This is a genomic window from Kibdelosporangium persicum, from assembly GCF_013280595.1.
Classification (GTDB): domain Bacteria; phylum Actinomycetota; class Actinomycetes; order Mycobacteriales; family Pseudonocardiaceae; genus Kibdelosporangium; species Kibdelosporangium persicum.
On the sequence record NZ_JAAATY010000040.1, the window covers coordinates 14,389 to 32,676 of the forward strand.

19 protein-coding genes are annotated in these 18,288 nt (G+C 68.3%); 16 read left to right on the plus strand and 3 right to left on the minus strand.

Annotated features, from left to right (window positions below):
• Positions 1-159: 159 nt before the first annotated feature.
• The gene (locus tag GC106_RS41260) at positions 160-1,161 is read right to left on the minus strand and encodes an asparaginase (RefSeq protein WP_312873293.1); all 1,002 of its coding nucleotides are present in this window, start codon (positions 1,159-1,161) and stop codon (positions 160-162) included.
• A gap of 41 nt (positions 1,162-1,202) precedes the next feature.
• Here GC106_RS41260 and GC106_RS41265 point away from each other — a divergent pair, with 41 nt between their 5' ends.
• The 6 genes from GC106_RS41265 (at position 1,203) to GC106_RS41290 (ending at position 6,390) form a co-directional block, all read left to right on the plus strand.
• Entirely contained in the window at positions 1,203-2,423 is a 1,221-nt protein-coding gene (locus tag GC106_RS41265; RefSeq protein WP_173141635.1) for an SGNH/GDSL hydrolase family protein, read from the plus strand.
• Positions 2,424-2,433: 10 nt separating this feature from the next.
• Entirely contained in the window at positions 2,434-3,171 is a 738-nt protein-coding gene (locus GC106_RS41270; RefSeq protein ID WP_173141636.1) for an SDR family oxidoreductase, read from the plus strand.
• A gap of 144 nt (positions 3,172-3,315) precedes the next feature.
• Positions 3,316-4,002 (plus strand): ABC transporter ATP-binding protein, encoded by a 687-nt coding sequence (locus GC106_RS41275; protein WP_173141637.1) that lies wholly within the window; start codon positions 3,316-3,318, stop codon positions 4,000-4,002.
• The gene (locus GC106_RS41280) at positions 4,002-4,652 is read left to right on the plus strand and encodes an ABC transporter permease (RefSeq protein ID WP_173141638.1); all 651 of its coding nucleotides are present in this window, start codon (positions 4,002-4,004) and stop codon (positions 4,650-4,652) included. Before GC106_RS41275 ends, GC106_RS41280 begins: the two co-directional genes overlap by 1 nt.
• Before the next feature lie 11 nt (positions 4,653-4,663).
• Complete coding sequence (locus tag GC106_RS49575) at positions 4,664-5,776, plus strand: sensor histidine kinase (RefSeq protein ID WP_173141639.1); 1,113 nt, start codon at positions 4,664-4,666, stop codon at positions 5,774-5,776.
• On the plus strand, positions 5,773-6,390 hold the full coding sequence (locus tag GC106_RS41290) for a response regulator transcription factor (RefSeq protein WP_173141640.1): 618 nt from the start codon (positions 5,773-5,775) through the stop codon (positions 6,388-6,390). Before GC106_RS49575 ends, GC106_RS41290 begins: the two co-directional genes overlap by 4 nt.
• A 32-nt stretch (positions 6,391-6,422) precedes the next feature.
• Here the strand turns inward: GC106_RS41290 and GC106_RS41295 are convergent, their stop codons facing one another.
• The gene (locus GC106_RS41295) at positions 6,423-7,160 is read right to left on the minus strand and encodes a FadR/GntR family transcriptional regulator (RefSeq protein ID WP_173141641.1); all 738 of its coding nucleotides are present in this window, start codon (positions 7,158-7,160) and stop codon (positions 6,423-6,425) included.
• Between the two features lie 113 nt (positions 7,161-7,273).
• Between GC106_RS41295 and GC106_RS41300 the strand changes: the two genes are divergently transcribed.
• The 10 genes from GC106_RS41300 (at position 7,274) to GC106_RS41345 (ending at position 16,771) form a co-directional block, all read left to right on the plus strand.
• Complete coding sequence (locus tag GC106_RS41300) at positions 7,274-8,725, plus strand: ABC transporter substrate-binding protein (RefSeq protein WP_173141683.1); 1,452 nt, start codon at positions 7,274-7,276, stop codon at positions 8,723-8,725.
• Positions 8,722-9,666: an ABC transporter permease gene (locus GC106_RS41305; RefSeq protein WP_173141642.1), complete on the plus strand. Its 945-nt coding sequence runs from the start codon at positions 8,722-8,724 to the stop codon at positions 9,664-9,666. Before GC106_RS41300 ends, GC106_RS41305 begins: the two co-directional genes overlap by 4 nt.
• Before the next feature lie 14 nt (positions 9,667-9,680).
• Positions 9,681-10,499, plus strand: a complete 819-nt coding sequence (locus GC106_RS41310; protein WP_173141684.1) for an ABC transporter permease — start codon at positions 9,681-9,683, stop codon at positions 10,497-10,499.
• Complete coding sequence (locus GC106_RS41315) at positions 10,496-11,302, plus strand: ABC transporter ATP-binding protein (RefSeq protein ID WP_173141643.1); 807 nt, start codon at positions 10,496-10,498, stop codon at positions 11,300-11,302. The genes GC106_RS41310 and GC106_RS41315 overlap by 4 nt, the downstream gene beginning before the upstream one ends.
• On the plus strand, positions 11,295-12,071 hold the full coding sequence (locus GC106_RS41320) for an ABC transporter ATP-binding protein (RefSeq protein ID WP_173141644.1): 777 nt from the start codon (positions 11,295-11,297) through the stop codon (positions 12,069-12,071). The genes GC106_RS41315 and GC106_RS41320 overlap by 8 nt, the downstream gene beginning before the upstream one ends.
• 2 nt (positions 12,072-12,073) lie before the next feature.
• Complete coding sequence (locus GC106_RS41325) at positions 12,074-13,519, plus strand: aldehyde dehydrogenase family protein (RefSeq protein WP_173141685.1); 1,446 nt, start codon at positions 12,074-12,076, stop codon at positions 13,517-13,519.
• The gene (locus tag GC106_RS41330) at positions 13,516-14,283 is read left to right on the plus strand and encodes an SDR family NAD(P)-dependent oxidoreductase (protein WP_173141645.1); all 768 of its coding nucleotides are present in this window, start codon (positions 13,516-13,518) and stop codon (positions 14,281-14,283) included. The genes GC106_RS41325 and GC106_RS41330 overlap by 4 nt, the downstream gene beginning before the upstream one ends.
• Positions 14,284-14,293: 10 nt before the next feature.
• Positions 14,294-15,670: an amidase gene (locus tag GC106_RS41335; RefSeq protein ID WP_173141646.1), complete on the plus strand. Its 1,377-nt coding sequence runs from the start codon at positions 14,294-14,296 to the stop codon at positions 15,668-15,670.
• Between the two features lie 104 nt (positions 15,671-15,774).
• A complete protein-coding gene (locus tag GC106_RS49580) occupies positions 15,775-15,975 on the plus strand; it encodes a hypothetical protein (protein WP_173141647.1) in 201 nt (66 codons plus the stop codon).
• Between the two features lie 10 nt (positions 15,976-15,985).
• The gene (locus GC106_RS41345) at positions 15,986-16,771 is read left to right on the plus strand and encodes a TIGR03084 family metal-binding protein (RefSeq protein ID WP_173141648.1); all 786 of its coding nucleotides are present in this window, start codon (positions 15,986-15,988) and stop codon (positions 16,769-16,771) included.
• Here GC106_RS41345 and GC106_RS41350 read toward each other — a convergent pair.
• The gene (locus tag GC106_RS41350; RefSeq protein ID WP_173141649.1) at positions 16,765-18,204 is read right to left on the minus strand and encodes a multicopper oxidase family protein; all 1,440 of its coding nucleotides are present in this window, start codon (positions 18,202-18,204) and stop codon (positions 16,765-16,767) included. The genes GC106_RS41345 and GC106_RS41350 overlap by 7 nt on opposite strands.
• Between the last annotated feature and the right edge of the window lie 84 nt (positions 18,205-18,288).

Consider the following 18,288-nt stretch of genomic DNA (forward strand, 5'->3'; position numbering starts at 1 on the left):
CCCGCTGCGGTAACGGCCAGACCCCGCGTCCGAATCGGTACTTTCCGGGCAGGCTCGCCCGGCGCGACCCACCGTCCGGTAGCCTCGCACAGTCGGCGGTAAACGTTTCCTGCGTCACAGTGGAAAATGCGCCGACCGCATTCTTCACACGGATTTTCCTCAGCTCATCACCCGGATCTCGCCGGAGTCGCGGAACACGCGCGTGATCTCGGCGCGATCGGCTCCGGCGGACACCAGAACGTGCAGCAGAACACGTGCTTTGAACGGGTCGAGGAAACCGGCGTTGATGAGGCCCCTTGACAACAGGTCCTGTTCCGAACCCGGATATCCGTATGTCCGGGTCAGCACCGGCCCGGAACTGGTCCGCGACGCCAGCACGACCGGTTTCGCCTCGGCCAGCTCGGCCAGCAACGGCACCAGCCGGGACGGCACGTGCCCGCCGCCGAACCCGGCGATGACCAGGCCGTCGGTGTGCTCGGCGAACGGGCGCAGCCAGTCACCGTCGTCACCCAGCGCGGCGTGCACCATGCCGATCGACGTCTCCGACAGCCGGGGACTACGCGGCAGCGGATCGTACGGCCGCGGCCTGCTCAACAGGACCAGCTCCTGCTCGACGATGTGACCGATCGGGGCGGCGTTGGGCGACGTGAACGCTCCCGTGCTGGTGCTGTGCGACTTACGGACGTAACGAGCGGCGTGCACCTCGTCGGACATCACCACGACGGTGCCGAGGCCACGAGCCCGCGGATCGGCCGCGACGACCATCGCGGCCAGGAGGTTCGCCGGGCCGTCCGGGCCTGCCTGCTGCGGGTGGCGCATCGCGCCGGTCATCACGATCGGCACGTCCCCGCCGATCGTGCGGTCCAGGAAGTAGGAGGACTCCTCGATCGTGTCCGTGCCCTGCGTGACGACGATGCCGGTCGCGCCCGCCGCGATCTCCTCCTCGATCTTCGTGGCCAGCGCGGCCAGATCGGTGAACCCGATGTCCGGGCTCGGCAGCCTGCGGAAGTCGTGGGTGACCAGCTCGACGTCGAGCTCGGGCAGGGTCGAGAGCAGGTCGGCCGCGTCGAGTCTCGGTACGACCGCACCGGACGCGCTCGCCGACGTCATCGCGATGGTGCCGCCGAGGGTCAGCATCGACAGCCTGGGTTTGTCCGTCACGGCCGGGACTTTATGTCGTACCCCTGTAGTTGCATCGGTTCATGAGACGGAAAACGCTTCTCACACTGGTGACAGTGTTCGGGCTGGTGGCGACCCCCGCGGTCGCGTCCGCCGGTCAGTCCGGGGGCTGGGAAGGCACGTGGACTGCCTCGGCACACAGGCCGCACGAAGGCTTCGCGCCGAACTGGTCGCTCGAGGGCTTCGCCGACCAGACCGTCCGTCAGGTCGTCCGCGTGAGCCAGGGCGGCCCGGCGGTCCGTATCCAGCTGAGCAACAAGTACGGCACGACTCCGCTCACGGTCACCGGCGCGACGATCGCCAAGGCGACGCACGGCGCCGCGGTCGAGTCGGTGCGGCCGTTGACGTTCAAGGCCCGCAAGCAGGCGGTGATCCCGCCGGGCGGGCAGGTCGCGAGTGACACGGCGTTCCTGCCCGTGCGGCCCTTGGAAAGCCTCGCGGTGACGCTGTACTTCGCCAAGCCGACCGGCCCGGTCACGTACCACGCTGTCGCGGAGGCCACGACCTACCGCGCGGCCGGTGATCACCGCGATGACCGTGACGGCGCGGCTTTCACCGAGACTTCGCAGTCCTGGTACCTGCTTTCGGGCGTCCAGGTGATCGACCCGAACCCACGTCGCGATGTGGTGGTGGCGTTCGGTGACTCGATCACCGACGGCTTCGGCGCCGGTCCGAACACCAACGACCGCTACCCGGACGAGCTGGCGGAGCGGCTGCGTGGCCGGCTCGGCGTGCTGAACCAGGGCATCGGCGCCAACCAGGTACTGGCAGACACCGGCTTCGGCGGTGACAGCGCGCTCAACCGGTTCAAGTCGGACGTGCTGAGCCAGCCGCGGGTCCGCACGGTGATCATCCTGGAGGGCGTCAACGACATCGGTTTGTCCGAGATCGAGGTGCCGGGGCTTCCGCCGCGGCCGCCAGTGACCGCGGCGCAACTGATCGCCGGGCATCGTGAGCTCGTCCGTCAGGCGCGGGAGAAGGGCCTGCGGGTGATCGGCGCGACGATCCTGCCGTACAAGGGAGCCGCGTACTACACCGAGCGCGGGGAGAAGGTCCGCGACGAGGTCAACACCTGGATCCGCACGTCCGGTGTGTACGACGCGGTCGTGGACTTCGACAGGGTGATGGCCGACCCGAAGGACGCGGACGCCCTGAACCCCGCGTACGACGTCGGTGACAGGCTGCACCCGAACGCCGTGGGCTACAAGGCGATGGCCGCCGCGATCGACCTGAGGTCCTTGTAATACTCACCGCATGACTCAGGTTGCTGTGATCACTGGGGCCGGTTCGGGGATCGGCCGGGCTGTCGCCGTCGAACTGCTCGACGCCGGATACACGGTGGTCCTCGCGGGCAGGCGCGAGGACAAGTTGCGCGAGACGGCGGCGCTCAGCCAGGGCGAATCCCTGGCCGTCCCCACCGACGTGGCCGACCCGGACTCGGTACGGGCCCTGTTCGACCAGGTCCGGGCTCGCTACGGCCGGGTCGACGTGCTGTTCAACAACGCGGGCCTGAACGCCCCGGGAAACGTCGGCGACGTGTCCCTCGAGGACTGGCGACGGGTGATCGACATCAACCTGACCGGCTCGTTCCTGTGCGCGCAGCAGGCGTTCACCCTGATGCGCGACCAGGACCCCCAGGGCGGCCGGATCATCAACAACGGCTCGATCTCGGCCCACAGCCCGCGCCCGGGCAGCCCGGCCTACACCGCGTCGAAGCACGCCATCACCGGCCTGACGAAGTCGATCTCCCTGGACGGCAGGCCCTACAACATCGCGTGTGGACAGATCGACATCGGCAACGCGGCCACCGAAATGGCGAGCAGGTTCGTCGAAGGCGTCCCGCAGGCCAACGGGACCATCGCCCCCGAACCGGTCTTCGACGTGCGGCACGTCGCCACGGCGGTCCGGCAAATGGTCGCCCTCCCGCTGGACACGAACGTCCAGTTCATGACGATCATGGCGACAACCATGCCCTTCGTAGGCCGAGGATAACCCTCGTGAGTGTTTGTCAGGGTTAGAACACGGATAAACACTCACGAGGTGACCAGGGCGGTGCTTGGCCCATGACGGTCGTCATGGGTCAAGTCGCGACCCTCGACACTGACCATCGGGCAAGCCCACTCGTAGCGTCGAAGCATGGACACGAGCTTTGATCGAGTGAGCTACAGCTATGGTTCGGCCAAAGCCCTCACCGAAGTGACCTTCACCGTCCCTAGTGGACAGACGGTCGCCCTTCTCGGAGCCAACGGAGCAGGAAAATCCACCACGGTGGACCTGCTGCTTGGACTGAAACGTCCCGAAACCGGCACAGTCACCGTCCTCAACAGCACGCCACAGGCCGCGGTCGCGCACGGTCGCACAGGCGCAATGCTGCAAACCGGCGGCCTGCCAACGGACTCCACTGTCAAGGAGATCATCGACCTCGCCTGTCACCTCTACGGCCACCGGAGAACCGCCGACGAAGTCATCGCCCTGGCAGGCCTCGATGACTTCCGGCGCCGCAGAGCCGACACCCTCTCCGGAGGCCAGGCCCAGCGCGTCCGTTTCGCCGTCGCCATGGCCGGAAAACCCGAACTCCTCTTCCTCGACGAACCGACCGTCGCACTGGATTTCAGGGCCCGCAGGCAGTTCTGGCGCGCGGTGAAGGAAGAAGGCAACACGGTCATCTTCGCCACGCACTACCTCGACGAGGCCGACGAGTACGCCGACCGAATCATCGTGATCGACCGCGGACGCGTGATCGCCGACGGCCCGCCCCAGCAGATCAAGGGCGACAAAAGCCTGGAGTACGCACTGGTCAAGCTGACCGGGGGAACCGAGTGATGCTGGCGTACACGAAGTTCGAAGTGCTGCGCACACTGCACAACTTCCGGTATCTCGTGTTCCTCGTGCTGATGCCCGTGGTGTTCGAGTTGATCTGGGGCAAGCAGGGACAAGCGGTGACCGCGGCCATGGCGGTCTACGCCGCCACCGGCGCCGGGCTCATCGGCAGCGGCAGCGCGATCGCGGAAGACCGCGCCACCGGCTGGCTCAAACAGTTGCGAGTCACACCCCTGTCGGACAGGGCATGGCTGATCGGCAAGATCGTGCAGGGCGTGCTGACCGTCATCCCAGGCGTGCTGTTGGTCAGCGTGATCGGCGCGGTGACGACGCATGTCGGACGTTGGCCGTTACTGGTCGCGGTGACCGTGGCCGGTTCGTTGCCGTTCGTCCTGATCGGCGTGTTCGCCGGAACTCTCTTCCGCGGCAGGACGGCGACGATCGCCCTGGTGCTCGTGTTCTTCACGATGATGTTCCTCGGCGGGGTGGTCGGCGGCGAGACGATCTGGACCCTGGCGCCGACCCACAGCCTTCTCACGGCGGGTGTCGGGGTGCTGGAGAGTCGGCCGATCGGGGCGGAAGCGCTCGTCAACCTCGCTGCGTGGACCGTGGCCGCGGCCGTCGCGGTACTGCTCAGGTGGCGCCGCGCGTGACAATGGCAGGCGTGGTGGACCCAGCCGACGAACACGTCCGGGCGATGTGGAACCGGCGCAAGTGGTCCAGGTTCGCGCTGATGTACCTGGCCATGGTCGTGTCCGCGGTGTTCTACCTGTCGCGACATCCGCCCGTGTGGGAGACCGTCCTCGTGTTGCTGGTCGCGGCCGTCACCGCGGTGCTCGGCATGCGGACGACCTTCGACATCAGCCTCCCGTTGCTGAACAGGCTCTCCTCCTGGCTGTCCTACGTCGTGTTGCTCGCGCTGTGCCTGCTGCTGCCGATCTTCGCGGGCAGCGAATGGGCGTTCAACTCGATCTGGGCGAGCGCGGCGACCGGCTGGATCGGCGGTCGATGGCTGCCGCTCAGGCTGGTCGCGTACAACGCGGTGATCGGCTACATCGCCTGGTCACAAGACCTCGAGCCGGTGCTGGTCGGGTGGCTGGCGGTGGTCGGGCTGATGGTCGGCTTCTTCTGCAGGCAGTCCCGCGTTCAGTCCGACATGTTCCTGGAACTGCAGGTCAGCCGCAGGGAACGGGCCAGGCTCGCGGTGGCCGAGGAACGTGACCGGATCGCCCGCGACCTGCACGACCTGGTCGGCCACAGCCTGTCGGTGATCGCGGTGAAGACCGAGCTCGCCCGTCGCCTGGTCACGGCGGACCCGGCGAAGGCCGAGCAGGAACTCGCGGACATCGACACGGTCGTCCGCCGCGCCTTGACCGAGGTACGGCAGGCGGTCACGAACTACCGCCGGCCCACGCTGGCTGGAGAACTGGCGTCAGCCCGGCGAGCGGCCGCGTCGGCGGGCATCGACTGCCGCGTGGAATCACCCGACTCGTGGTCGCTGCCCGCGCCTGCGGACGGTGTGCTGGCGTGGAGCGTGCGCGAAGGCGTGACCAACGTCCTCAGGCACAGCCGGGCTACGCACTGCACGATCACCTTGTCGCTCAGGGACTCCCACGCGGAGGTCTCGATCGTCGACGACGGCGTCGGTCCCGGCCAGGACGGCCGGGGCAACGGACTGGCCGGGCTGGCCGAACGGGCCCGGGCGCTCGGCGGTTCGATGGACTCGGGTCCGCACCAGGACTGTGGCTTCCACCTCCGAGTACGGGTACCCACATGATCAAGTTGTTGCTGGCCGAAGACCAGACCATGTTCCGCGGCGCGATGGCCACGCTGCTCGGCCTCGAACCGGACTTCGAGGTCGTCGTGCAGCTCGGCCGGGGCGACGAAGTCCTCGGTGCGGCGCAGGCGTTCCAGCCGGACGTGGCGCTGCTGGACATCGAGATGCCGGGGATGGACGGCCTGGCGGCCGCCAGGCTGGTGCACGCCAAGGTGCCCGCCACCCGGGTGATGATCCTGACGACGTTCGGCCGTCCCGGCTACCTGCACTCCGCGATCGCCGCCGGAGTCGCGGGCTTCCTGCTCAAGGACGCACCCGTGACCGAGCTGGCCGTGGCGATCCGGAAAGTCGCGGCAGGCGGGCAGGTCGTCGACCCCGGGCTCGCCCTCGCGGCGCTGAGCGAAGGCGCAAGCCCGTTGACGCCAAGGGAAACCGAGATCCTGGCGGCTGCCCGCGGCCACGACACCATCGCGGACCTGGCCAGGCAGCTACATCTTTCCCCAGGAACCGTCCGCAACCACCTGTCCGCGGCGATCCAGAAACTCGGCGCCCGGACCCGCGCCGAGGCCGTCCACCTCGCCGAAGCCAAAGGCTGGCTCCAGAACCCCTCGTGAGTGTTTATCAGGGTTAGAACACGGATAAACGCTCACGAGGTGACCAGGGCGGCGAGCAGGTCGCGCTCGGGTTCCGGGACCCAGTCGGCGTAGTAGTCGTACAGCGCCTGCCGGGCCAGGCGGGCGGCGAGTTCGCCGTCACGGTCACGGATCGCTTGCAGGACCTCGGAATGGTGCCGCAGGTACGCGCTCATCAGCGCCTGCCGGTCCGGCGCGGCGGCCAGCCGGTCGGCGATCAGGTCGAGCACCACGCCTCGCACGACGTTGCTGCACACCACGATCAGCGTGTTCTGCGTGGCGCGGGCGACGGCGTCGTGGAACGCCACGTCCGCGTCGCTGAACTCGGCGTGCCCGGTCGCGTCCGACATCGACCGCACCGCGGCTTCCATCTCCGCGAGCTGGGCGTCGGTTCGTAACCGCGCGGCCAGCAGGTACGCGGACCCTTCGAGCACCATCCGGAACTGCAGCAACTCGGCCAGCGACATCGACTCCGCCCTGACCAGGCGGGACATCGACTTGCGCAGGTTCTTCGGCGACGCGGGCAGCACCTCCGGGCCGCGCGGGTCGCCGGCGCGGGACTGGATCATCCCGTTGCTCTGCAGGACGCGCAGAGCCTCCCGGACAGTCGACCGGCTGACGCCGAACTGGGTCATCAGGTCACGTTCGCTGGGCAACCGGGACCCGGGTCTGAGCCGGCCCGTGAACACGGCTTCTTCGATCTGCTCGACCACCCGTTCGTACGCCCGGACCGGGCTGACCGGCTCGAACATCGAGGACCGCCCCTCTTGACCGCTGCCGTGACCAAGTGCGAGTCTACTGGTCAGACCAGCGTACTAGGTAGGTGAAGCCGGTGCGGGTGTTCGGCGCGACTCTCGTCCTCGCGATGCTCGTGAGCGCCTGCTCGGCCGGGTCCTCCGTGTCGGTGCCCGCCGACCCCGACGCGATCTCGATCGGGTTCGCCGCCGAACCGGCCAACCTGGACTTCACCCGCACCGATGGTGCCGCGATTCCGCAGGCTCTGCTGTACAACGTCTACGAAGGCCTGGTGAAACTGGACGCGGACGGCCGGGTCGTGCCCCTGCTGGCTCGCGAGTGGACAGTCAGCGAGGACCGCCGGACGTACGACTTCCAGCTGCGGCCGGACGTCACCTTCAGCAACGGCCAGCCGTTCACCGCGCAGGACGTCAAGTTCTCGGTGGAACGGGTGAAGACGGCGTGGACCATCTCGCTGAAGTCCAAGATGGACGTCGTGGACCGGGTGGACGTCGTCGGCCCGCTGCACGCCCGGGTGGTGCTGAAACGGCCCAGCAACAACTGGCTGTTCGACATGACCACACGGGTGGGCGCGATGTTCAGCCCGTCCGGCGTCGCGGACCTGGCGAACACGCCGGTCGGCACGGGCCCGTACACCTTCGCCACCCGCAAGCGCGGTGACTCGATCGTGCTGCGGGCCAATCCGTCCTACTGGGGCCGCAGACCGGCGTACACCACGGTGTACCTGAAGTACTACAAGGACCCGACCGCGTTGAACAACGCCCTGCTCAGCAACGGGATCGACGTGATCTCCTCGATCACCACACCGGACTCGATCGGCCAGTTCGAGGCGGACACCCGGTTCACCGTCCTGCAGGGTACGACGAACGCCGAGGTCACGCTCTCGTTCAACAACGCGAAAGCGCCCCTGAACGACAAGCGGGTCCGCCAGGCGCTGACGTACGCGATCGACCGCAAGGCGGTGATGGCCACGGTCTCGGCCGGTCGCGGCACCCAGATCGGCAGCATGGTGCCGCCGACCGACCCCTGGTACGAGGACCTGTCCGGCGTCCACCCGCACGACCCGGCGCGGGCGAAAGCGCTGCTGGCCGAGGCCGGCCTGCGGAACATCAGCCTCCGGTTGCGAGTGGCGAACCTGCCGTACGCCGTCTCAGCCGCGCAGGTGGTCGCCTCGCAACTGGCCGACGTCGGGGTGAACGTGAGCATCGAGCCGCTGGACTTCCCGGCGGTGTGGCTCAAGCAGGTGTTCACCGACCACGACTTCGACATGTCGATCGTCCAGCACGTCGAGGCCCGGGACATCGTCACGTTCGGCAATCCCAAGTACTACTGGGGATACGACAGCCCGAAGGTGCGGGAGCTGCTGACCCAGGCGGACGTGGGCACACCGGAGAAACAGGTCCAGGCCATGAAGGAGATCGCCCGCACCATCGCCGACGACGCCGCCGCGGACTGGTTGTTCCTGTTCCCCAACGTGATCGCGGCGAAGACCAAGGTCACCGGGCTGTCGCGCAACCAGGTCAGCGAGTCGTTCGACCTGACCGGGCTGGGGCGCCGATGATCCTCGGCATCGCCCGCCGCACGGCCATCTTCCTCGTCAGTGTCCTCGCCGCGTCCATCGCCGTGTTCCTGTTCATGGCGGTCCTGCCCGGCGACCCGGCGCAGGTGGCGCTGGGCATCAACGCCACACCGGAGCTGATCGCCAGGACCAGGGCGGAGTTCGGCACCGACCGTCCACTCACGACTCAGTACTTCGACTGGATCGGCGGCGTGCTGACCGGTGACTTCGGCCGGTCGTACGTCACCCGCGACCTGATCGGCCCGCAGCTCGCCGACCGGCTCGGCGTGACGTTGTGGCTGGTCGGCGCGGCCATGGTGATCGCGGTGGTGATCGCGGTGCCGCTGGGTTCGTTCGCGGCCGTGCGGCACCGCAAGGTCAGCGGCACGGTCATCTCCGGGGCGTCCCAGCTCGGTGTGGCAGTGCCCGCGTTCCTCGCCGGAATCCTGCTGGTGCAGGTCTTCGCGGTGCAGTGGCGGTTGCTGCCGTCCGGTGGATGGACACCGCCGAACCAGGACTTCGGCGAGTTCCTCCGTGGCCTGGTCCTGCCCGCCCTGGCGCTTGGTCTGGTGCAGGGCGCCGTGCTGACGCGGTACGTCCGGTCAGCTGTGCTGGACACGTTGCGGGAGGACTATCTGCGGACGGCCCGGGCGAAAGGACTGATGCCCGGCCAAGCGCTTGTGCGGCACGGTCTGCGCAACGCCGCCGTGCCTGTGGTGACCGTACTGGGCTTGCAGCTCACGACGTTGCTGATCGGTGCGGTCGTGGTCGAGCGCGTCTTCGTGTTGCCGGGGCTGGGAAGCATGCTGCTCGACGCGGTCGCGGCCCGTGATCTGCTGACGGTGCAAGGGATCGTGCTCGTCCTGGTGATCGCCGCGCTGCTGGTCAACTTCCTGGTCGACCTGCTGTACACGGTCATCGACCCACGGCTGCGGAGGTCCTGATGACGACTGCCGCCATGAAACGCCGGACACCGACGCTGACCGTGGGCGCGATCCTGGTCGGTCTCGTCGTGCTGCTCGCGGTGATGTCCTTCCTGTGGACGCCGCACGACCCGACCCGCGTCGACGCGGCCGTACGCTTGCTCGGGCCGACCGGCGATTACCTGTTCGGCACGGACAAGTTCGGCCGCGACCTGGTCAGCCAGATCATGGTCGGCGCGCGGACAACGTTGTACGTCGGCGTGGTCGCGGTCGGCGTGGCTGCCGTGATCGGCACGCCGCTCGGCATCCTCGCCGCGATGGGCCCGCGGTGGCTCGGCGAGTTTGTCATGCGGGTCAACGATCTGGTGCTCGCGTTCCCGGCCCTGCTGCTGGCGATCATGTTCGGCGCGGTGTTCGGCGCCAGCACGCTGACGGCGATGATCGCCATCGGGATCGCGACCGTGCCGTCCTTCGCGCGGATCGCGAGGTCCGGGACCTTGCAGGTGATGAGCACCGAGTACGTGCTCGCGGCGCGTGCGGCCGGACGGTCCCGGTTCGCCATCGCGCACAGGCACGTCCTGCCGAACGTCGCGGGCCTGCTGATCGTGCAGAGTTCGGTGTCGTTCGCGATCGCTGTGCTGGCCGAGGCGGCGTTGTCGTTCCTCGGGTTCGGTACGCGCCCGCCGACGCCGTCATGGGGCCGGATGCTGCAGGAATCGCAGGAGCTGCTGGCGGTGCAACCACGGCTGGCCATCGTGCCGGGCATCGCGATCGCCATCGCGGTGCTGGGTTTCAACCTGCTCGGCGACGGGCTGCGGGACCGGCTCGACCCACGATTGGCAGGCCGTCGATGAGCGTCCTCACCGTGCACGGCCTGAATGTCTCGGCAGGCGATGCCGAGCTGGTCAGGGACGTGTCCTTCACGATCGGCAAGGGTGAACGGGTCGGCCTGATCGGTGAGTCGGGTTCCGGCAAGTCCGTGACGGCGTCCGCGGTGATGGGCCTGCTGTCCGAGGAACTGACCGCGTCCGGCTCGATCACCCTGAACGGCAAGCAGATCGTCGGCATGCCGGAACGGCAGTTGTCCCGGTTGCGTGGCCGGGACATGAGCATGGTCTTCCAGGAACCGATGACCGCGCTGAACCCGGCCATGCAGGTCGGCAAACAGGTCGCGGAAGTCATGTCGCTGCACCGCACACAACCGGACCGCCGGTCGGCCCGTGCGGCCGCCGTGGACCTGCTCGGCCGGGTCCGCCTGCCTGATCCCCAGCGGGCCGCGAAGTCCTATCCGCACCAGCTTTCCGGTGGGCAACGGCAACGCGTGATGCTGGCGATCGCCTTGGCCAACAACCCGTCGCTGCTGATCTGCGACGAACCGACCACGGCCTTGGACGTGACCGTGCAGGCACAGATCCTCGACCTGATCCTGGCGAACACCAACGACTCCGCGCTGCTGTTCATCACCCATGACCTGGCTGTCGTGGCAACCGTGTGCGAGCGGGTACTTGTGATGTACAACGGGCGGATCGTGGAATCCGGCCTCGTCCGTGACGTCTTCACCGCGCCGGAACACCGCTACACGCGGCAACTCCTCGCGTCCTCGGACCTTGAGGCGACCGACGAGAACGGCAGGCTCCGGACGGTGTCCCATGATTGAGGTCCGTGACCTTCGCCGGACGTACCGCGGACGGCTCGGCCGAAAGCCGGTGGAAGCCCTGCGCGGGGTGTCGTTCGACGTCCGCACCGGGCAACGGTTCGGGATCGTCGGCGAGTCCGGCTCCGGAAAGTCCACTATGGTCAGGCTGCTGGCCGCGCTGGACAGGCCGACGAGCGGCACGATCTCGTTCCGCGGCATCAGGATCGACGAACTGCCCGAGCGCAGGCTGAAGTTCCTGCGGGACGAGCTGCAGATCGTCTTCCAGGACCCGATGGGCTCGCTGGACCCGCGGATGCGCGTGCGCGACATCATCTGCGAGCCGCTGAAACGTTCCGGCAACCGCGAAGAACGACTGCACGAGCTGCTGGACGCGGTCGGCCTGCCGCAGGACGCGGCTTCCCGTTACCCGCACCAGTTCTCCGGTGGGCAACGGCAGCGCATCTCGATCGCCCGTGCCCTCGCGCCGCACCCGAAGGTGCTGATCGCCGACGAACCGGTCAGCGCGTTGGACGTGTCCGTCCGCGCGCAGATCCTGAACCTGCTGGCGGAACTGGTGGAGCGGTACGACCTCACGCTGGTCTTCGTTTCGCACGACCTGTCCGTGGTCCGGCACGTGTGTGACACGGTCGCGGTGATGCGTCGTGGGGAGATCGTCGAACTCGGTGACGTCGAACAGGTTTACCAGGAGCCGTCGCATCTGTACACGCGTGAGCTGATCGCCGCCGCGCCGACGTTGCGTGCCGCGCTCGCGAGATTCCAGGAAGGATGAGCATGTTCTCCCCGCCGTATCCCCCTGGGCTGCCGATCGGGCCGGACTGGGTACCGACGCCCAGCACTACTCCGGTGCTGTTTCCGTACGACGGGACTGTCGTCGCGCAGGCCCCGGTCGGCACCTCGGAACTCGCCCGGCAGGCCCTCGACGAGGCTGTCGCGATCAGGAAAGAGGTCGCCGCGCTGTCGTCGCGTGCCCGTCGTCAGATCCTGACCTCGGCGGCCGACGCGATCACGGCCCACCGTGAGGCCTTTGAACAACTGCTGGTCGCGGAGACCGGGAAGCCCTTGGTGGACTGCCGGGTCGAAGTCGCCAGGACGATCGTGACCTTGCAGGCCTCGGCCGAGGAGGTCGCACGCCTGCACGGCGAAACGGTGCCGCTGGATCTTCTGCCGTCCGGCGACGGCATGGTGGGGTACTGGACCAGGCGGCCGATCGGTGTCGTGGTGGGCATCGCGGGTTTCAACTACCCGTTGTTGCTGGCGTCGCACAAGATCGCGCCCGCGGTCGCCGCCGCGTGCCCGGTCGTGTGCAAGCCCGCTCCGGCAACGCCGTTGGCGACCTTGTGGCTGGTGGACCTGTTCCGCAAGGCGGCCGTCGAAGCGGGCGCTCCGGCCGCGCTGGTCCAGTTGGTGACCGGCGACGTGGAGGTCGGCTCGACTCTGGTGACCGACCGGCGGATCGGCGCCGTGTCGTTCACCGGCTCGTCCGCGGTCGGGCACCAGATCGCCCGCGACGCCGCACCGACCAAGACCTTGCTTGAGCTCGGATCCAACGCGGCCATGGTGGTCGCGGATGACGCGGACCTGGACGCCGCCGTCGATGCCGCACTGCGTGGCGGTTTCTACGCCTCCGGCCAGGCGTGCATCTCGGTGCAGCGCTTGGTCGTGCACGAGTCCGTGGCCGACGACTTCGCGGCGAAACTCCAAGCCCGGCTGGGCGAAGTCGTGACCGGCGACCCGCGGGACCCGCGGACCAGGGTGTCGGCGTTGATCGACGAGCGGTCCACCAAGCGTGTCCTGGAATGGATCGACTCGGCGGTTTCCGCCGGTGCACGGGTGGTCAGCGGCGGCGAGCTCGACGGCGGCGTGGTCCGTCCGACCGTGCTGGCCGACGTGCCCGCCGGTGCTTCCTGCTGGGACGACGAAATCTTCGGCCCGGTCGTCTGTTTGCGTACAGTGTCCACTATGGATGAAGCGTTCGACGTGGTGAACGACTCGCGGTACGGGTTGAACGCGTCGGTGTTCACGCGGTCGCTGGCCACGGCGCACAAGGCGATCGACACGCTGGAGGTCGGTGCGGTCGTGGTGAACGAGGTACCCGGATTCCGGTCGGACACCATGCCGTACGGCGGTGTGAAGGACTCCGGCATCGGCCGCGAGGGGCCGAGGTTCGCCATCGAGGAACTGACCGTGACGAGGATGGCGGTGATCCGGCCGGCATGACCGACTACACCAAACTGTTCAGGTTGGACGGTCGTAGGGCCGTGGTTCTGGGCGCGGGCAGCGGGATCGGCCGCGAGTCGGCGCTGGCTCTCGCCGCTCACGGCGCGTCGGTGGTGTGCGCCGACGTGAACCTGCCTGCCGCGCAGGAGACAGCGTCGATGATCGACGCCGACGCGTACGAGATCAACGTGCTCGACACCGAGGCGGTCACGGCAGCGGCGGCCGCGTTGGGCGAGGTCGACGTCGTCGTGCTGACCGCCGCCATGAACGTCCGCAAACGCTTGCTCGACTACACCAAGGCGGAGTTCGACCGCGTGGTCGCGCTGAACCTGGGCGCCACTTTCGACGTCGTGCGGGCTTTCGGAGCGCGCATGGTCGACCGCGGCACCGGCAGCATCATCGGCTTCTCGTCGATCCGTGGCACGACGGTCGAACCTGGTCAGAGTGTCTACGCGGCCACCAAAGCCGGTCTGGTGCAGCTGTTCCGCACGGCCGCGGCGGAGTTCGGCCCGTCCGGTGTGCGGGTCAACGCGATCGCGCCCGGTGTGGTGGAAACCCCGCTGACCGCGCAGATCAAGTCCAATCCCGGCTGGTACCAGGCGTACGCCGACAAGGGCGCGCTCGGCCGGTGGGCGAGACCGTCGGAACTGGCCGGTGCCGTGGTGTACCTGGCATCGGACGCCGCCAGCTTCGTGACCGGCGCCGTGATCGCCGTGGACGGCGGCTGGACCGCGGTCGACGGCCGCTTCGACCCGCCTGCGTGAAAGGACGGACATGACTGATCTCGCGGACCTGCCTGCCGTCGACCTGCTCGCCGAGTACCGGTCGGGGCTTTCGCCGGTCGAGGTGGCCGAAGCGGTGCTCGCCCGGATCGCGTCGCTGGAACCCAGGCTGAAGGCGTTCTACACGCACGAACCGGAGGCTGTCCTGGCGGCGGCACGGGAATCCGAGCTGCGCTGGCGAGCCGGTAATCCACAAGGGACGCTGGACGGCGTGCCGGTGACGATCAAGGAGAACATCGCCACCCGCGGCACGCCGGTCCCGTTGGGCACGGCCGCGACGGAACTGGTGCCCGCCGCGGAGGACGCTCCGGCCGCGGCCCGGCTGCGTGAGGCCGGTGCGATCACGCTGGGCAAGACCACGATGCCGGACTACGGAATGCTCACGTCCGGCCTGTCCAGCTTCCACGAAGCCTCTCGGAATCCCTGGGACACGGCACGAACGCCAGGCGGATCGAGCGCGGGCGCTGGTGCCGCGGCTGCGGCCGGGTACGGCCCGCTGCACCTTGGCACGGACATCGGCGGGTCGATCCGGCTGCCTGCGGCGTTCTGCGGTCTCGTCGGCCTGAAGCCCAGCTTTGGCCGTGTGCCGGTGGATCCGCCGTACATCGGTCGTGTCGTCGGCCCGATGACCAGGACAGTCGCGGACGCGGCATTGCTGATGCGGGTGTTGTCCCAACCGGACGAGCGGGACCACATGAGCCTGCCGCCGAGCGATATCGACTGGCAGTCCTTGAATTTCGACCCCGCTGGAGTACGCGTCGGGCTGCACCTCGACGCCGGTGTCGGGCTTGACGTCGAGCCGGAGATCAGGTCGGCGGTGGAGGCAGCCGCGCGGCTGTTCGAGAACGCGGGCGTGACCGTCGAGCCGATGAACCCCTTCGTCACCAGGGAGATGATCGACGGCCTCGACCTGTTCTGGCGAACCCGGCTCTGGTCGGACCTGATGACGTTGCCGCCGGAGCGGTTCGAGCGGGTGCTGCCGTACATCACGGAATGGGCACGTGCGGGCGGTGATTCCTCCGGTGTGGACGTGTATCGCGGATTCTCGCAGATCGACAGGATGACCGTGGCCGCGTTGCGGGCGACTGCGCCGTACGACTTCGTGCTCTCGCCGACGAGTCCCGTGTCCGCCTTCCCCGCCGAGTGGGCGTCGCCGGTCAACGACCCCGCCAGGCCGTTCGAGCACATCGAGTTCACCGTCCCGTTCAACATGTCCGGCCAGCCGTCGGTGTCGATCAACTGCGGGTACACCGCCGAAGGCCAGCCGATCGGCCTGCAGATCACCGGCCGCCGGTTCGACGACCCCGGCGTGCTCAGGATGGCCGCCCTGTTCGAACAGTTGCGGCCGGAGCAGCGGAGAGCCGTTTGATCAGCACATCGGTGGCCGGCGCTTTCCCGCTGTGGCGTACCTCCATGGGACTACGGGAATTTCCCTGATATCCGGGTGCGGGCCGGGTTGGTCAGCGTCGGGGGATGGAGATCGCCTGGGCGCTCGCGACCGGCCGGGTGCTGCTCGTGCGGTACCGGCCGATGTGGTCAAGGCCGAACCCGCGCCTCGGGCCGGGCCCGCGGACCTGTGTGGGCCGTGTCCTGGGCAAACCCGGCGTCCGGGACCGTGCGCAGGCGATCGTGCCGGCCTACGAGCCGGGGTCGGTCCAACCAGGACGCGGTTAGAGTGATCAGCATGTCGGAACTTCGCGGGGTGCTTGACGATCTGCTCGCCGAGGGCTTATCCCTCGACGACCTGGTGGCTTCGTTACCGGAATCCGGGTGGTCCACCATGACTCCGGCCGAGGGCTGGACCATCGCGCATCAGATCGCGCACCTGGCGTGGACCGATGACGCCAGCATCCTGGCCGCGACCGACGCGGCGGGCTTCCAGAAAATGGTCACCGAGGCCTGGCAGAACCCGGTCGGCCTCGTCGACGAAGGCGCCGAAGCCCTGGCCCGGACGCCACCGGCCGAGTTGCTCGCCCGCTGGCGTGCGGGCCGGACAGCGGTGGCGTCGGCGTTGGCGGACGTGCCCGCGGGGGAGAAGCTGCCGTGGTTCGGGCCGCCGATGAGCGCCATGTCCATGGCCACCGCCCGCATCATGGAAACCTGGGCACACGGGCTGGACATCGCCGACGCGCTGGGTGTCGAGCGCCCACCGACGACGCGGCTGCGGCACGTGACCCATATTTCCGTCCGTACCAGGGACTTCGCCTTCCAGCTGCATGGCCTGACCCCGCCCGCCGAGCCGTTCCACGTGGCGTTGACCGCGCCGGACGGCTCGACCTGGACCTGGGGCCCGGCCGACGCGGCCCAGAAAGTCACCGGCCCGGCCCTGGACCTGTGCCTCGTCGCCACCCAACGCCGTCACCGCGCGGACACCGCACTGGTGGCCACCGGGCCCGATGCCGACAAGTGGCTCGACATCGCCCAGGCGTTCGCGGGTCTGCCGGGGCCGGGCCGCAAGCCTTCTCAATGACCGTGGCCCGACATCGACACCGTGCGTGACGTGTGATCCTCGGTTCCAGGCGGGACGATCACGAACTGTCCCATCATGCCTTGGTCCTCGTGCTTGAGGATGTGGCAGTGGTACATGTACGGCGTCTTCGGATCGGTGTGCCGGCCGAACTCCACCGCGAGCCTGACTTTCGTCCCGCTGGGCACGAACACGGTGTCCTTCGGGCCGCGCAGGTGCTCCGGCGGCTGTTCGCCGTCGATGTCGAGCACGCGGAACACCACTTCGTGGATGTGGAAGTTGTGCGAGTACGTGACGTTGTCCAGCTCCCAGATCTCGCTCGCGCCCGCGGCGACGACCTCGTCGATCCGGGTCATGTCCATGTTGCGGCTGTTGATGTTGGACCCGCCCAGCCGGAACGTCCTGGTCTTCGTGGGTTTCGCCGGGGGCGCCAGGTCGGCGAGCCTGCCCGGCAGTCCGGCCGACGGCTTGAGCCGCTCCGCGGCGGTGAACTTGATCAGGTCGAAGTCGCCGCTGCCGATGTCGGAGTCACCGTCGAAGCTCTTCAGCAGCACCTGCTCGCCCGGCTGGAACCCGGCGACGATCTCGACCCGTTCCCCGGGGCTGATTTGGAACCGGCGCACCGGCACCGGTTTCTCGAGCAGGCCGCCGTCACCGCCGACGACGTGGAACGTGCGGTCGTCCGCGAACCCGATGTCGTAGACGCGCGCGTTGGAGCCGTTGAGCACGCGGAACCGGGCATTTGTGGTCGTCACCTGGAAGTACGGGCCGTAGGTGCCGTTGACCAGGATGTGATCACCGAGGATGCCGAACGTGCCGCCGGTGTTGTCGTTGAGTTCGCCGTCGTCCTTGAACTTCTTGTCCTGGATGACCAACGGGATGTCGTCGGTGCCGTACGTCCTCGGCAGCGCGACGTCCTTGTCGTCGTCGATCAGGAACATCCCGGCCAGCCCACGGTAGACGTGCCGCGCGGTCTGGCCGTGCGGGTGCGGGTGGTACCAGGTCGTGGCCGCGGGCTGATCAACTGTCCACTCCGGACTCCACGTGTCACCCGGGTTGATCATCTGGTGCGGGCCGCCGTCCATCTTCGCGGGCAACCGCATTCCGTGCCAGTGCAGAGTGCTTGCTTCGCCGAGCGTGTTGGTCACGTTCATCGCCACACGGTCACCGCGCTTCGCGCGGAGCGTCGGGCCGAGGTAGTCGCCGTTGATCCCCCAAGTGCCGACGGGCTTCCCGGGCCGCATTTCGGCGCGTCCTTCCTGGAGCCGCAACGGGAACCGCTTGACGCCGTCGGGGCCGGGTGCGGGGTCCAGCACAGGCGGGATGTGCAGGGGAGCGGTGAACTCCAGCGAGCCCACGTTGCCCTGCCCGCCGCCGCAGCCGGTCACCGTGAACGCGGCCAGTGCCGTCAGGGCCAGGAAGCTTCGCCTTCTCATGGCACTGATGGTTGCTTCGAGGCTTGGCCTGGCGCGTCGGCCCGCAACGGCAACTTGGCGTACATCTTGCGTGGTAGCGGCGTC